The following is a 14,651-nucleotide window of genomic DNA, read 5'->3' as shown; positions in this document are numbered from 1 at the left end:
ATGAAACTATCAAAATTCATATTTATAACATTAGTTCTTCTCTCATCTTTCGGATGTAAGAAGAAAGAAGTGACTAAATCTGAATTTGAAAAAGAGGTTTTAAATAGTATTTTTATCGAAATTGTAGATTCTATTTATATGGATAGGAGAACTATGTCCCCACCACCAATGCCAAAAATAGACTTCAAAACGAATAAAGAAGATACTATTGGCTATCATGGCAAATTGAAACGATATCAAATCGAACAAGACAGCATTAAAAAGGATAAAAATAGAATTCTAATTGGTGTTCATGATTTTATAGTCAACAATGGGATCAATGATGAAAAATTTGATCTCGCACCATTCAAAAAAAATAAAAAATTTGATTTTCAATATACCTCTAAATTTCCTGAGGAAATATATTGGGATATAAATGATAAAAAAAGCAAAATGCCAGTTGGCACTATTACAATTCATAAAATTCATTTTAATAAAAATAAAACATCAGGAATTTTAGAAGCAGGTGCTTCATGCGGTGGAGGAAAATGTGGGCAAGGATTTCAAATTACAATTGAAAATAAATCTGGAAAATGGCATATTACCAAAATTGTTGACACCTGGGTTTCTTAATAGAATTTTATAATAATAATAATGGCTCAAAACAAAACCTATATACAATCCTACATCACCATCCAAAACAATGAAATTGTTTTGAACGGAACTTCTGTATTCAAAATTGAACCGACAGATTTTGCTGATTTCTCTAAACAGGCCTACCGTAATTTTGAAATGCAATATCCTAAGTTTTTCAAAATGGATGCTTTGAGCAAACTGGCTTTTTTAGGATCAGAATTGCTTTTGAGTCCGATCACTTCAAATGAAGAGGAAAATAATATTGCTTTGGTTTTGGCCAATAAATCTTCAAGTTTAGATACCGATGTAAAATATCAGGAATCGATTTCAGACAAAGAAAACTATTTTCCGAGTCCGGCGGTTTTTGTGTATACACTCCCAAATATATGTTTGGGCGAAATAAGTATCCGCCATCAGCTAAAAAGTGAAAATTCTTTCTTTATATTTGATGCTTTCAATTCTGAGTTTTTGTGGAACTATTCGGAGATTTTGTTAAACACAAATAAAGCGGATACAGTTCTTTGTGGCTGGGTTGAATTTTTTAATGATAATTATAAGGCTTTTCTTTGCACGATCGGCAAGGAAGAAAACGAAAAATATACAAACGAAACTATCAATACATTATACAATAAATATCATGGAAGCATTAAAAGAAGAATTAAAAAATAAAATCATTACGACTTTAAACCTTGAAGATATCACGATCGAAGACATTGCTGATAACGATCCTTTGTTTGGAGACGGTTTAGGTTTAGACTCGATTGATGCGCTTGAATTGATCGTGATTTTAGATAAAGATTACGGAATTAAATTAGTAGATCCGAAGGAAGGAAAAACAATTTTCCAATCTATCGAAACTATGGCGGCTTACATTAGCGCGAACAGAACGAAGTAAGACTTACTTAGACTTGCTTAGATTTACTTAGACTTACTTAGATTTTTAGACTTCTTAGACAGAAGTTTAAAAGTCAAAAAATCTAAGAAGTCTGGAATCTAAAAATCTAAGCAAGTCTAAAAATAAAAATCTAACAATCTAAGCAAGTCTAAATGAAAGGTGTTGCAATAACGGGAATGGGAATTATTTCTTCGATCGGAAATTCGGTTGAAGAAAATTATCATTCGTTAATCGAAAATAAAATCGGGATTTCCCGTATCTCCAATATTTCGACAGTTCATGCAGATGTTATTAAAGTTGGTGAAATCAAAAAAACCAACGATGATCTCATCGCCGAATTGAACTTAAACAGCGATAATAATTTTTCAAGAACCGCTATGATTGGTACTTTGGCAGCCAAACAAGCTGTTGAAAATGCCGGCATAACCTCAATCAACGAATTTAGAACGGGACTTATTTCGGCTACAAGTGTGGGCGGAATGGACATGACGGAGAAACATTATTACGATTATTTCGAAAAACCGGAACTCGTAAAATATATTACGTGTCACGACGGCGGCGATGTTGCAGATAAAATTGCCGAAGAACTGGGTTTAAAAGGAATGGTAACGACAATCAGCACGGCTTGTTCTTCTGCAGCAAACGCGATTATGCTGGGCGCGCGATTGATTAAAACCGGAAAATTAGACCGCGTTATTGTGGGCGGAGCCGATGGTTTGGCAAAATTCACCATCAACGGATTTAAGACTTTGATGATTTTATCTGACGATTACAACAAACCTTTCGACAATAACAGAAAAGGATTAAACCTTGGAGAAGCTGCTGCTTTTTTGGTTTTAGAATCGGATGAGATTGTGGAAAAACAAAATAAAAAAGTGCTAGCAAGAGTTTCCGGTTACGGAAATGCAAACGACGCTTTTCACCAAACTGCTTCTTCTGAAAATGGAGACGGCGCTTATCTGGCCATGAAAAAAGCTTTTGAAGTTTCTGGATTAAAACCTTCTGAAATTGATTACATCAACGTTCACGGGACAGCAACGCCAAATAACGATTTATCTGAAGGAAGGGCTTTACGCCGAATTTACGAAAATGAAACAGTTCCTGATTTTAGTTCTACAAAACCATTTACGGGACATACTTTAGCAGCTGCGGCTGCGATCGAAGCGGTTTATAGTGTTTTGGCAATCCAAAATAATGTCGTTTATCCGAATTTGAATTTTGAAACTCAAATGGAAGAATTCGATTTGACACCGCAGACTTCCTTAAAAAATAAAAACATCGAACACGTTTTATCTAACTCTTTTGGATTTGGAGGAAATTGTTCAACCCTTATATTTTCAAAAAGCTAATGAAAAAAACATATATAAATGGAGTAGGCTGTATTTCGACTCAAAAAACATTTGATACTGTTTTTTTAGAAGAAGCCGTTGTCAATCATGATGAAAATGTACTGGCGATTGTTTCGCCGGCATACAAAGAATATATTTCGCCTGCTGCAAGCCGACGCATGGCAAAAGGCGTAAAAAATGGGATCGTGGCTTCTGCCCTAGCTATGAAAGATGCGAATGTTGAAAACGTTGACGCTATTATTACTGGAACTGGTTTAGGATGTATTGAAGATTCTGAAAAATTCTTGAAAAGCATTCTGGATAATAAGGAAGAGTTTTTAACGCCAACTTCTTTTATTCAATCAACCCATAACACTGTTGGTGCGCAAATCGCTCTTTTACAGCAATGTAAAGGTTATAATTTTACGTATGTAAATGGAGCAGTTTCTTTTGAATCGGCTCTTCTGGATGCTAAAATGCAGATTGAAGAAGATGAAGCCAATTCAATTTTAGTGGGCGGTGTCGATGAAAATGGTGAATATACAACTGCTCTTTTCAAATTAAACGGCCGCATTAAAGCAGACAATACCGCTCCGTATGATGTTTTAACTTCGACAACAAGTGGTGCAGTTTATGGAGAAGGCGCTAGTTTTTTTGTGTTGGAAAACGAAAGAAAAGAAAGTACATACGCTGAGCTTCTGGATATTGCGATTGTAAATACGCTGGCAGAAAATGAAATTGAAGCGGAAATTACATCTTTCTTAAAGTCAAATAATCTGGAAATTTCAGATGTTGATGCGTTGATTTTAGGTTTTTGATGGAAATGCAACTTTCGAAAATTATTATAAAAACCTGGCTGAAAATGCTTTTGCCCAAACACCAGTTTTGTATTACAAACATTTGTGTGGCGAATATGATACAGCTTCGGCTTTTGCTTTTTGGATGGCTGCAAAAATTTTAAAAACACAGGAAATTCCAGAAATTATAAAAGTAAATTCGGCTGCAAAACCAGCTTATAAAACCATTTTATTATACAATCAATTAAACGGGAAAAATCATAGTTTTACGTTACTGTCAAAATGATAACGCATAAAAACATCTCGATATTTTTTATCTTTTTATTGCTTTTCATGTTTCTTGTAAACTTTTTAATGGCAATAAATATATGGTGTTATTTGGCAGTAATTTTTCTTTGGATTGGGATTAACGCTGTTGGTTCTTCGAGGATTTCTTCTAATTATCATGTTAAGGCTTTTTGTCATAATCCGTCCGAAACCCAAAATAAAATTGCTTTAACTTTTGATGACGGTCCTAGTGAATTTACTTTGGAAGTTTTAGCGCTTCTTAAAAAATATAACGTTAAAGCCACTTTTTTCTGTATTGGAAAAAACATCGAAAAACATCCTCAAATTTTAAAACAAATTATTGCCGATGGCCATTTAGTTGGCAATCATTCTTACAGTCATTCTAAGTTTTTTGATTTTTATAATGCGAAACAAATTGCAGCTGAAATCAAAAAAACAGATGCGCTTCTGGAAAAATATACTTCAAAAAAAATCAATTTTTTTCGTCCGCCTTATGGAGTTACGACGCCATCTATTCGAAGGGCTTTAAACATAACCGGACACAAAGTTATTGGCTGGAATATTCGTTCGCTTGACGGAGGAACAAAAAATAAGGAATTGATTTTCAACCGAATTATAAAACGCGTTTCTCCCGGCGGAATCGTACTTTTGCACGACACGGCTTCACACTCGGTTTTGGTATTGGAACAGTTTTTGCAATTTTTAGAGCAAAACAGTTATGAAGTGATTTCGATTGAAGAACTTTTGAATCTTAAAGCTTATGGAAATTGAACTCGGATGAAACAGATTCGCTATCGCGAAGACGCGGATAAAAACGGATTTTTATTCAATAAAATAATCTATGTGAATCTTTTTAATCAGTGGCAAACAAATTAAAGCACATTTTTAAAAATTATGAAAACTAAAATAGCAATATTAATTCTTTTTATATCAGGCAGTTTGTTTGCTCAGGAACAAAAAATGACGGCTGCAGAAATAACACAATTTAAAGAAGATGTAAATGTTGTTTCTAAAAAAATAAAGACATTAACAACTGATTTTGTTCAATACAAACATTTGGATTTTTTATCTAAAGACATTGAAACATCTGGAAAAATGGTTTTTAAAGAACCTGCACTTCTGCAATGGCAATATAAAAAACCATACAACTACAGCATTACTTTCAAAAACGGAAAAATCCTGATTAACGATGAAGGAAAGAAAAGTGCGGTTGATATTGGCAACAGTAAAATCTTTGCAAGAATCAATAAATTAATTGTGGGAAGTGTGAGCGGTAATATGTTTGATGACAAAGAATTTACAATTTCCTATTTTAAATTGAAAGGTCAGAATCTGGCGAAATTTATTCCGAAAGATGCAACTCTGAAAAAATACATCAAACAAATTGAACTGACTTTTGATAAAGAAGAAGCAACAGTAGTTCAGGTAAAATTATTAGAATCATCTGAAGATTATACCCGAATTGTACTTAAAAATAAAGTGATCAATGCAAAAATCGACGATTCAGTTTTTACTAATTAATTGCCTTTTGGCTTTGGTTTTAGTTTCTTGTGGCTCGGTCACTAAAAATTATACACCAAAAAAATTAGACAAAACGTCTTACACGGTTCCTTATTTTTCAGATTCCAAAACTGATTATGTTTATAAAACCAACATTTCTGTTTACGGAAATGAATTATCGGGAATTTTCATTGCCAAGAAAATCAATGATACTACACACCGAATTGTTTTTACAACTGAATTCGGTAATAAGTTAATGGATTTTGAAATTTCTGAAACTGATTTCAAAGTCAACTCAATTGTATCAGAATTAGATCGAAAAATCTTGATTAATACTTTAAAAGAAGATTTTAGACTGCTTTTAAAAAAGGAATATTTGATTCAGGAGCAATTTGAAAATGAATCGGCAGACATATATAAATCGGCAGATGGAAAACAAGATAATTATATTTTCATTTCCAAAAAAGATCAAAAACTAGAAAAGATCGTTCATTCTTCCAAAACAAAAGAAAAATTTACACTGCTTTTCAATTCAGAAAACAATATTTTTGCTGAGAAGATTCAAATTATTCATCAAAATATTAAGCTTAAAATTGAGCTGAATTACTTTAAATCAGAATAGAAAATTAAACTAACCATAAAACTAAACTAATCCAAAGATGAAAAAAATAGCCTTAATTGCATTCGTATTATTTATCGGAGTTCAATCATCTCAAGCACAGGTAAAAGTTAATCCAGGGCTTAGAGGCGGTTTAAATATATCGACATTAACTAATATTGATGATAATAATTCTAAAACAGATTTTTATGTTGGTGGATTGGTTAATATTAAATTCAACAAATATTTTTCGCTGCAGCCAGAGATAACTTATTCCAGACAAGGAGACGAAGGAAGGGAATATTTTGGAAATGGGAATGATTACCGTTATGTAAATTATGAATTAAATTATATAACGCTGGGAGCTGTTGCAAAATTTAACTTTAATGGTGGTGGTTTTCACGTGTTGGCAGGACCGTCTTTAGATCTAAAAATTGATGATAACTATATAAATTCGAATCCAGAAGGTTTTGATCTTGCTATTGTGGGAGGTGTTGGTTACACATTGCCAAACGGTTTGACTTTTGAAGCTAGAATCAAACAAGGATTAGTTGATATTTACGGTTATGATGGTATTGATTATGACGATGATTACTATTATAATGATGTGATTTTGAATCAAGTTTTTCAAATTGGAATCAGCTATACGTTTAAGACAAAATAAAAAACATGAATAAAAGAATATTTTTTGTTGCTGTTTTTTTTGCAGTTTTAAACATCCAAGCCCAGGTAAGTGTTAAGCCAGGTTTAAGAGCTGGATTTAATTTTTCAACAATTTCTGAAATGCATGCCAATTATAAAACTGATTTTTATGCTGGTGGTTTTACAGAGATTAACATAACGAAACATTATGCGCTTCAACCTGAGATCAATTACAGCAGACAAGGTTCTAATGATGTTGAACGAAAATATTTTGATGAAAATACGCAGACAAACAAAACTGAATATTTAGATCTGGAAATAAATTATTTGTCGCTTTCTGTAATAAATAAATTTACTTTAGCACAAGGAATACAATTTCAGGCGGGACCAACTCTAGATATTTTATTGAATGATAATCTTGCAGTTAGAAAAGCGCAAAATGATCTTGGTGTGGTCTTAGGTGTTGCTTATGCCCTGCCGTCTGGTTTGACTTTTGAAGCTCGATTTAAGAAGGGTCTTCTAGATGTTTTGAGCAGTGATTATTATCAAAATGACTCCAATAATTATTATTTATTTGGAGATTATAATACAAATATTAATTTTCAATTAGGAGTTTCCTATTCGTTTGGAAAATAGAAAATATGGTTTTAAAAGATTTTTATAAAGTACTATCAGAAGAAAAAGCTTCTGATTCAAAATATAATATTACGATTTTAATCAATGAAAAACACGAGGTTTTTAAAGGACATTTCCCTGGAAATCCTATTATGCCTGGTGTTTGCATGATTCAGATTATCAAGGAACTGACAGAATCTATTACAAAAAGTTCATTGATGATTCAGTCTTTGGCAAATGTAAAATTCATGGCGCTTATTAATCCTGAGGTAACTCCGGAATTACGTTTAGAGCTTGATGTTACCATTACTGAAGACAATTTGGTAAAAGTGAAAAACACGACTTACTTTAACGACACTACTGCTCTTAAATTGAGTACGGTGTACAAAAAAATATAATTATGAAACTATTATTGACATTACTTTTATGGGTAAATTTTGCTGGAACGCCAGACTTGGCTTCTATTCGCAAAATGTATACAGATGTAGCTAAATCTGAAAATAATGCTAAAGATTTTGTAGAAAAACTTTCTGGAGTTTCAAATAATGATGATAAAATTTTGGTAGCTTACAAAGCAGCTTCAATTTTATTAGATTCTAAGTTTGAAAATATTTTGGGAAATAAAATTTCTCGTTTTAAAGAAGGTGCAAAACTCCTTGAATCTGTTATTGCCAGCGATCCTAATAACATTGAAATCCGAATGATTCGTCTTAGTATTCAGGAAAATGTTCCAGGAATAACGGGTTATAAGAAAAACATAAAAGAGGATAAAAAATACATTGCTGCACACTATGCAGAACAAAATGCTTCTTTAAAAGAATACTTAAAAGATTTTGTTTTGCAATCTAAAAGTTTTTCTGCTAAAGAGAAACAATTCGTGAAGTAAGCTCAATAAAAACCTCATGAAATCAACGCACGAATTGCTGAATTCGACTAGCTTTTGTGTTATTGTACCAACTTACAATAACCAAAAAACACTAAAAAAAGTACTGGATTCTATTTTAGATTTCACCTCAAATGTTATTATAGTCAATGACGGCTCAACCGATTCGACAAGCGAAATACTAAAACAATATTCGCAGCTGACGCAAATTCATCATCCTAAAAATTTAGGAAAAGGACGTGCGCTGCGAAATGGATTTAGAAAAGCTATCGAATTGGATTTTGAATATGCCATCACGATAGATTCTGACGGACAGCATTTTGCTGCAGACATTCCGATTTTTATTGAAGCCATTCAAAACGAACCGCATGCACTTTTGATTGGAAGCCGTAACATGACGCAGGAAAATGTTCCGAAGAAAAGCAGTTTTGGAAACAAGTTTTCTAATTTCTGGTTTAAGTTCGAAACTGGAATTAAGCTAGATGATACACAATCTGGATTTCGATTATATCCGCTTCGATTACTGCCGAAACGTTTTTATACCAATAAATTTGAATTTGAAATCGAAGTAATTGTGCGCGCTGCGTGGAAAGGAATTGTAGTTAAAAATATTCCGATTCAGGTTTTGTATGATCCTGCAGAAAGGGTTTCGCATTTTCGTCCGTTTCGAGATTTTACCCGAATTAGTATTCTAAATACGGTTTTGGTAACCAATTCTTTGTTGTACATAAAACCGAGAGATTTTTTTAGAAGAGCAAAAAAAAAAGGTTTTAAAAAATTCTTTCTAGAAGATATTTTAGAAAGTTCTGATTCTAATTTTAAAAAATCGGCCGCTATTGCTTTGGGCATTTTTATTGGACTTTCCCCTTTCTGGGGATTCCAGACTATCTTGCTTTTTACTTTTGCCGCGATTTTTCGGCTGAATAAAGTAATCGCATATTTAACTTCTAATGTGAGTTTTCCACCTTTTATCCCTTTTATTATTTACGGTTCTTTGAAAGTAGGAAGCTTTTTTGTTTCCAGCAATGCCCCGCTAATTTTAGATAGTTCGATGACATTTGATGATATTCAAAAAAATGCTGCACAATATATCGTCGGAAGTCTTATTTTAGCAACCGTTTCGGCACTATCAGTTGGTCTTATTAGTTATTTACTTTTAACGGCTTTTAGTAAAAAACGCATCAAATAAAATTTATTTATTTTCGCCACGAATTTCACGAATTAGCACAAATTAATTCGTGGAAATTAGTGAAATTCGTTGCAAAAAAATTTTAAACCTAAACCATGCATCAATACTTCTATGCCATTCATTTATTTGTAAATCGAAGAAAGTCTCTTTCGGTTTTTTTGGCTGTTTTGATGCTTTTAGTTTTCGGATTTTTTGCTTCACGATTAAAGTTTGAAGAAGATATTACCAAACTTATTCCAACAAACGACAAAACAGATGTTACGGCAAAAGTGCTCAAACAATTAAACTTTGCCGACAAAACTACCGTAATTTTCAAACTCGAAAAAAACGGTTCGGCCGATGATTTAAAAGAAATGGCTATTGCTTTTTCAGACAGCGTTTCTAAATCCTGCAAACCATTTATAACTGGAATTCAAGGAAAAATCGACGAAGAAAATATTCAGGAAACCATTGATTTTGTTTACAACAATCTGCCTCTTTTTCTAGATGATAAAGATTATCAAAACATTCAGCAGAAGTTAGAAAAAGACAGCATTGCAGCAACTGTTCAGGGAAATTATAAATCTATTATTTCTCCTTCAGGATTTGTTACCAAAGACTTTATTTTGCAGGATCCGTTTGGGATTTCATTTATCGCTTTAAAAAAATTACAGCAACTAAATATTGGTGATGATTTTACACTCGAAAATGGTTTTGTAATGACGAAAGATAAAAAGAAATTGCTGCTTTTTATCACTTCTAATATTCCTTCGAGTGAAACCGAAAAAAACACCATTTTTGCCGAAAAGCTCAAATCTATTCAGGAAAACCTAAATCAGAAATTTAAAGGGAAAACTTCAATCAGTTATTTTGGTTCTGCTTTAATTGCTGTTGCAAACGCCAATCAAATTAAGAGCGACATTATTTTAACGACATCCATTGCGATGTTTACGTTAATGCTGATTCTGATTTTATTTTATCGGAAAATCTTAATTCCGCTTATTATTTTTCTGCCGACCGTTTTTGGAGGTTTATTTGCAGTTGCTTTTTTATATTTCGTTAGAGAACAAATCTCAGCAATTTCATTAGGAATTGGTTCTATTTTGCTCGGAATTACAATCGATTATTCTATTCATATTCTCACACATTACAAACATAATAGCGATGTAAAAACTCTTTACAAAGACATTACAATGCCTGTTATCATGAGCAGTTCTACAACTGCTGTTGCATTTTTATGTCTGCTTTTTGTAAAATCTGATGCGCTGAATGATCTCGGAATTTTCGCTGCCGTCATTGTTATGGCGACTGGCGTTTTTTCACTTTTAATTGTTCCGCATTTGTATAAACCAAAAGAAAATCCGGCAGAACATAAAAAGAATGTGATCGATAAAATGGCTCATTTTTCTTTTCACAATAATAAAATCTTAATCGGATTGTGCGTGATTATAACTATTATCTGTTGTTTTACTTATAACGACGTTGGTTTTAATAACGATTTATCACAGCTGAATTTTATTCCGAAAGACATTAAAGCCGCCGAAAAAGAATTGGAACAAAGTACCAGTTTAACTTCCAAAACCATTTATGTCGCTTCCTACGGAAAAACCATGGAAGAAGCTTTGCAGCATAATACTAAACTATTTGTAGATCTATCAAAAGAAAAACAGCAGGATAAAATCTTAAATTTCAGTTCAGTTGGCGGTATTGTACTTTCACAACAAGCGCAAATTGAAAAAATTAATAAATGGAATTCATTTTGGACTTCGCAGAAAAAGCAATTCATAAAATCAGAATTAATTAATAAAGGTTCTAAACTTGGATTTAAGCCTACCACTTATAATTTATTTTTTGATCATTTAGATTTTGATTTCAAACCTGTTGCTGCAACTGAATTTTTAAAAATCAAAGCGCTTCAATTACAAGAATTTATAACCGAAAAAAATGGTTTTTATACGATTTCGACTTTAGTAAAAGTAGCGCCCGAGCAGCGCGATGCTTTTGTAAAATCAGCTTCAGCTAAAGAAAATGTAATTGCCATCGATCGCCAGCAGATGAACGAAACGTTTTTCAGCACTTTAAAAACTGATTTTAATTCTCTTGTCAATTATTCTTTTGTTGCCGTAATTCTAATTCTATTTTTCTTTTTCCGTAGAATCGAATTGGTTATCATCAGCTGTATTCCAATTGCTTTAACTGGAATTGTAACCGCAGGAATTATGGGCATTTTCGGCATTCAAATGAATATTTTCAGTATGATTGTCTGTACTTTGATTTTTGGTCACGGAGTCGATTTCAGTATTTTTATGACGAGCGCATTACAAAAAGAATATTCGACTGGCGTTAACGAAATCGCAGTTTACAGAACGTCAATTATTTTGGCGGTCATTACAACGATTTTAGGAATCGGTGCGATGATATTTGCCAAACATCCTGCATTGACTTCAATTTCAGCGGTTTCTTTAATTGGGGTTTTTGCGGCTCTGATTATTACTTTCATTTTTTATCCGATTTTATTCAAACTGTTTTTATCAAATCGCCCAAAAAAGGGAAATCCTCCTTTTCAATTGAGAACTTTTGTTCATGGCGTAATTTCGTTTGCTTATTATGGTTTAGGCGGAATCTTAATGTCGATTTTTAGCTTTACCATTATGCCAATTTTGCCTTTCAGCAAAAAATCAAAAATGAAAGCGTTCCGATACGTGATTTCAAAATTCATGAAATCGGTATTGTATTCCAATCCGTTTATACGCAAAAAAGTCATTAATAATTTTAATGAAACTTTTGAAAAACCAGCTGTAATTATTGCCAATCATTCATCGTTTATAGACATTTTGACAATTGGAATGCTGAGTCCAAAAATTATTTTCTTGGTTAGCGACTGGGTTTACAACTCCCCTATTTTTGGCGGTGTCGTTAGAAAAGCAGGATTTTATCCCGTTTCTGAAGGTCTGGAAGGAGGCGTTGAACACTTACGAAAAAAAATAAACGAAGGATATTCATTAATGGTTTTTCCAGAAGGAACACGATCCGAAAATAATGTGATTAAACGCTTTCACAAAGGTGCTTTTTTCCTTGCAGAAGAATTTAATTTAGATATTATTCCGATTGTCATTCACGGTGCTTCAGAACTGATTCCGAAAGGTGATTTTGTCATTCATCATGGAAATTTGACGGTTAATATCTTAAAGAGAATTAGTCCTGATGATTCCTCATTTGGAACAAATTATACCGAAAGAACCAAACAAATTAGTTCATTCTTTAAAGCAGAATATCGTAAAATTCGCCAAGAACTTGAAGGTCCAGATTATTTCAAAAAAATGCTGATCGCCAGTTATGATTATAAAGAAATTGAAATTGGCAACAGCGTAAAAGAAGATTTAAAGCAAAATCTGGAAACCTATTATAACTTAAATAAGCACATTCAGCCAAAAGCCAAAATCCTACATTTAGGAAATGATTATGGACAGCTGGATGTTTTACTAGCTTTGCAGGAACCGCAGCGAAAAATATTTTCTTTTATTACTGAGGAAGAAAAATTGCTTGTCGCAAAAACGAATTATATCGTTACAAAAAGAAAAATATCATATTTGGATCAATTGGAAAATGCATTTGAAAATCAATATGACGTGCTTTTGATTTCTGACGAAAGTTACAAAAACGACCTTGAAAAAGGATTTCAAAACGTTTCTTTTATAATTTTAGTAAATTGTCCGAATTTAAAAGATCTGTTTACAAGTTCAGATTTTGAAATAGTTTCAGAAGAAAAGGGTTTACTTGTTTTAAAGAAAAAAGAATGAAAAAGCAGTACGATGTAGTAATACGTTGGCAGCGGTTTAGGCGGATTGGTTTCTGCTGTTATTCTGGCAAAAGAAGGCTACAGCGTTTGTGTGCTCGAAAAAAACAATCAGTACGGGGGAAATCTTCAGACTTTCGTAAGAGATAAAACCATTTTTGATACGGGAATTCATTATATCGGAGGTTTAGGCGAAGGCCAAAATCTTCATCAGTATTTCAAATATATTGGAATAATGGATGATTTGAATCTGAAAAAACTAGACGAAAATGGTTTTGATATTATTTCTTTTGAAGATGATAAAACCGAATATCCGCATGCACAAGGTTTCGAAAATTTCATTCAGCAATTAACAAATTACTTTCCCAAAGAAAAAGAAAATCTCTTCAACTACTGTCAAAAGATAAAGGAGGTATGCAAGGCATTTCCACTTTATAATCTAGAATCTGAAGGAAAATATAATGATGAAATTTTAGCGCTTAATGCGAAAGAAACCATCGATTCTTTTACTCAAAATGAAAAATTGAAAGCAGTTTTGGCTGGATCCAATTTTCTTTACGCTGGAATTGCAGAGAAATCTCCGTTTTATGTACATGCGCTTGTTGTCAATTCGTATATCGAAAGTTCATGGCGATGCGTAAATGGCGGAAGTCAGATCACGAAACAATTGCTCAAACAACTCAAAAAGCACGGCGGCGAATTTTTTAAACATAAAGAAGTAATTCAATTTGAAGTTGAAAACCAAAAAGTAAATTCGGTTAAAATGAAAGACGGAACTGAAGTTTCTGGAACGTATTTCATTTCTAACATCGAACCTAAGACGACTTTGAAAATGGCGGGTCAGGAAAATTTCAGAAAACCGTTTTTCAATAGAATTCAAAATCTGGAAAATGTCTTTTCAGCTTTTAGTCTTTATATTGTTTTTAAACCCAAAACTTTCAAATACATCAATCATAATTATTATCATTTTAAAAGTCAAAATGACGTTTGGACCGCGCATGATTACGATGAAAATTCATGGCCAAAAACCTTTATGGCTTCTATGAATCCTTCGAAAAAAGACGAAGAATGGGCAGACGGAATGACCTTTTTAACTTATATGAAATATGAGGACGTTAAAACTTGGGAAAACACTTTTAATACCACTTTTGAAGAAAATGAACGAGGCGAAAGTTACGAGGAATTCAAAGCTAAAAAAGCGGCAAAATTTTTAGAAGAAGTTGAAAAGAAATTTCCTGGAATTAAAGACTGTATTAAATCGGTTCATACTTCGACCCCGCTTTCGTACCGCGATTATATTGGCGGCGACGGCGGAAATATGTACGGCTACATTAAAGATTCTAATAATCCGATGAAAACTTTAATTCCCACAAAAACTAAACTAGAAAATCTGTATCTTACGGGCCAAAGTATCAACATGCACGGTGTCTTGGGCGTTACGGTTGGAGCTGTTTTAACCTGCTCTGAGATTGTAGGTAAAGATTATCTGCTGGAAAAAATTAAAAAAGCATCTGAATAATTGAATC

General features: G+C 32.8%; 13 protein-coding genes and 2 pseudogenes. All 15 read left to right on the top strand.

Annotation, left to right across the window (positions count from 1 at the left end):
* The 15 genes and pseudogenes from QE431_RS22285 (at nt 1) to QE431_RS22215 (ending at nt 14,644) form a co-directional block, all read left to right on the top strand.
* Entirely contained in the window at nt 1-612 is a 612-nt protein-coding gene (locus QE431_RS22285) for a hypothetical protein (RefSeq protein ID WP_307300405.1), read from the top strand.
* A gap of 21 nt (nt 613-633) precedes the next feature.
* Complete coding sequence (locus tag QE431_RS22280; RefSeq protein ID WP_307300403.1) at nt 634-1,284, top strand: 3-oxoacyl-ACP synthase; 651 nt, start codon at nt 634-636, stop codon at nt 1,282-1,284.
* Complete coding sequence (locus QE431_RS22275; protein ID WP_012023174.1) at nt 1,253-1,510, top strand: phosphopantetheine-binding protein; 258 nt, start codon at nt 1,253-1,255, stop codon at nt 1,508-1,510. Before QE431_RS22280 ends, QE431_RS22275 begins: the two co-directional genes overlap by 32 nt.
* Before the next feature lie 152 nt (nt 1,511-1,662).
* The gene (locus QE431_RS22270; RefSeq protein WP_281867061.1) at nt 1,663-2,859 is read left to right on the top strand and encodes a beta-ketoacyl-[acyl-carrier-protein] synthase family protein; all 1,197 of its coding nucleotides are present in this window, start codon (nt 1,663-1,665) and stop codon (nt 2,857-2,859) included.
* Nucleotides 2,859-3,921, top strand: a pseudogene (locus tag QE431_RS22265) (beta-ketoacyl synthase N-terminal-like domain-containing protein). Before QE431_RS22270 ends, QE431_RS22265 begins: the two are co-directional and overlap by 1 nt.
* A gap of 68 nt (nt 3,922-3,989) precedes the next feature.
* On the top strand, nt 3,990-4,694 hold the full coding sequence (locus QE431_RS22260) for a polysaccharide deacetylase family protein (protein WP_307300396.1): 705 nt from the start codon (nt 3,990-3,992) through the stop codon (nt 4,692-4,694).
* Between the two features lie 123 nt (nt 4,695-4,817).
* Nucleotides 4,818-5,444, top strand: a complete 627-nt coding sequence (locus QE431_RS22255) for an outer membrane lipoprotein carrier protein LolA (protein ID WP_307300393.1) — start codon at nt 4,818-4,820, stop codon at nt 5,442-5,444.
* The gene (locus QE431_RS22250) at nt 5,410-6,045 is read left to right on the top strand and encodes a hypothetical protein (RefSeq protein ID WP_307300390.1); all 636 of its coding nucleotides are present in this window, start codon (nt 5,410-5,412) and stop codon (nt 6,043-6,045) included. The genes QE431_RS22255 and QE431_RS22250 overlap by 35 nt, the downstream gene beginning before the upstream one ends.
* Nucleotides 6,046-6,082: 37 nt before the next feature.
* Nucleotides 6,083-6,685, top strand: a complete 603-nt coding sequence (locus tag QE431_RS22245) for a porin family protein (RefSeq protein ID WP_057115525.1) — start codon at nt 6,083-6,085, stop codon at nt 6,683-6,685.
* A 5-nt stretch (nt 6,686-6,690) separates the two neighbouring features.
* Complete coding sequence (locus QE431_RS22240; protein ID WP_057115524.1) at nt 6,691-7,299, top strand: porin family protein; 609 nt, start codon at nt 6,691-6,693, stop codon at nt 7,297-7,299.
* A 5-nt stretch (nt 7,300-7,304) separates the two neighbouring features.
* On the top strand, nt 7,305-7,676 hold the full coding sequence (locus QE431_RS22235) for a 3-hydroxyacyl-ACP dehydratase (RefSeq protein ID WP_057115523.1): 372 nt from the start codon (nt 7,305-7,307) through the stop codon (nt 7,674-7,676).
* Between the two features lie 2 nt (nt 7,677-7,678).
* Nucleotides 7,679-8,164 carry a hypothetical protein gene (locus QE431_RS22230; protein ID WP_057115522.1) on the top strand — a complete coding sequence of 162 codons (486 nt, stop codon included), beginning with the start codon at nt 7,679-7,681 and terminating at the stop codon, nt 8,162-8,164.
* 16 nt (nt 8,165-8,180) lie between these two features.
* Nucleotides 8,181-9,350 carry a DUF2062 domain-containing protein gene (locus QE431_RS22225; RefSeq protein ID WP_307300385.1) on the top strand — a complete coding sequence of 390 codons (1,170 nt, stop codon included), beginning with the start codon at nt 8,181-8,183 and terminating at the stop codon, nt 9,348-9,350.
* A 95-nt stretch (nt 9,351-9,445) separates the two neighbouring features.
* Nucleotides 9,446-13,129 carry a 1-acyl-sn-glycerol-3-phosphate acyltransferase gene (locus QE431_RS22220; protein WP_307300383.1) on the top strand — a complete coding sequence of 1,228 codons (3,684 nt, stop codon included), beginning with the start codon at nt 9,446-9,448 and terminating at the stop codon, nt 13,127-13,129.
* Nucleotides 13,126-14,644, top strand: a pseudogene (locus QE431_RS22215) (phytoene desaturase family protein). The gene QE431_RS22220 and the pseudogene QE431_RS22215 overlap by 4 nt, the downstream one beginning before the upstream one ends.
* Nucleotides 14,645-14,651: the final 7 nt, after the last annotated feature.

The sequence above is a fragment of the Flavobacterium sp. SORGH_AS_0622 genome, from assembly GCF_030818825.1.
Lineage (GTDB): Bacteria > Bacteroidota > Bacteroidia > Flavobacteriales > Flavobacteriaceae > Flavobacterium.
The sequence above is the reverse complement of the archived record's forward strand: the minus strand, read 5'-3'. Positions and strand labels throughout refer to the sequence as shown.

Coding starts and splice junctions, on each gene's coding strand:
- QE431_RS22285 (WP_307300405.1), top strand. CDS start 1: ATGAAACTATCAAAATTCATATTTATAACATTAGTTCTTCTCTCATCT.
- QE431_RS22280 (WP_307300403.1), top strand. CDS start 634: ATGGCTCAAAACAAAACCTATATACAATCCTACATCACCATCCAAAAC.
- QE431_RS22275 (WP_012023174.1), top strand. CDS start 1,253: ATGGAAGCATTAAAAGAAGAATTAAAAAATAAAATCATTACGACTTTA.
- QE431_RS22270 (WP_281867061.1), top strand. CDS start 1,663: ATGAAAGGTGTTGCAATAACGGGAATGGGAATTATTTCTTCGATCGGA.
- QE431_RS22260 (WP_307300396.1), top strand. CDS start 3,990: ATGGCAATAAATATATGGTGTTATTTGGCAGTAATTTTTCTTTGGATT.
- QE431_RS22255 (WP_307300393.1), top strand. CDS start 4,818: ATGAAAACTAAAATAGCAATATTAATTCTTTTTATATCAGGCAGTTTG.
- QE431_RS22250 (WP_307300390.1), top strand. CDS start 5,410: ATGCAAAAATCGACGATTCAGTTTTTACTAATTAATTGCCTTTTGGCT.
- QE431_RS22245 (WP_057115525.1), top strand. CDS start 6,083: ATGAAAAAAATAGCCTTAATTGCATTCGTATTATTTATCGGAGTTCAA.
- QE431_RS22240 (WP_057115524.1), top strand. CDS start 6,691: ATGAATAAAAGAATATTTTTTGTTGCTGTTTTTTTTGCAGTTTTAAAC.
- QE431_RS22235 (WP_057115523.1), top strand. CDS start 7,305: ATGGTTTTAAAAGATTTTTATAAAGTACTATCAGAAGAAAAAGCTTCT.
- QE431_RS22230 (WP_057115522.1), top strand. CDS start 7,679: ATGAAACTATTATTGACATTACTTTTATGGGTAAATTTTGCTGGAACG.
- QE431_RS22225 (WP_307300385.1), top strand. CDS start 8,181: ATGAAATCAACGCACGAATTGCTGAATTCGACTAGCTTTTGTGTTATT.
- QE431_RS22220 (WP_307300383.1), top strand. CDS start 9,446: ATGCATCAATACTTCTATGCCATTCATTTATTTGTAAATCGAAGAAAG.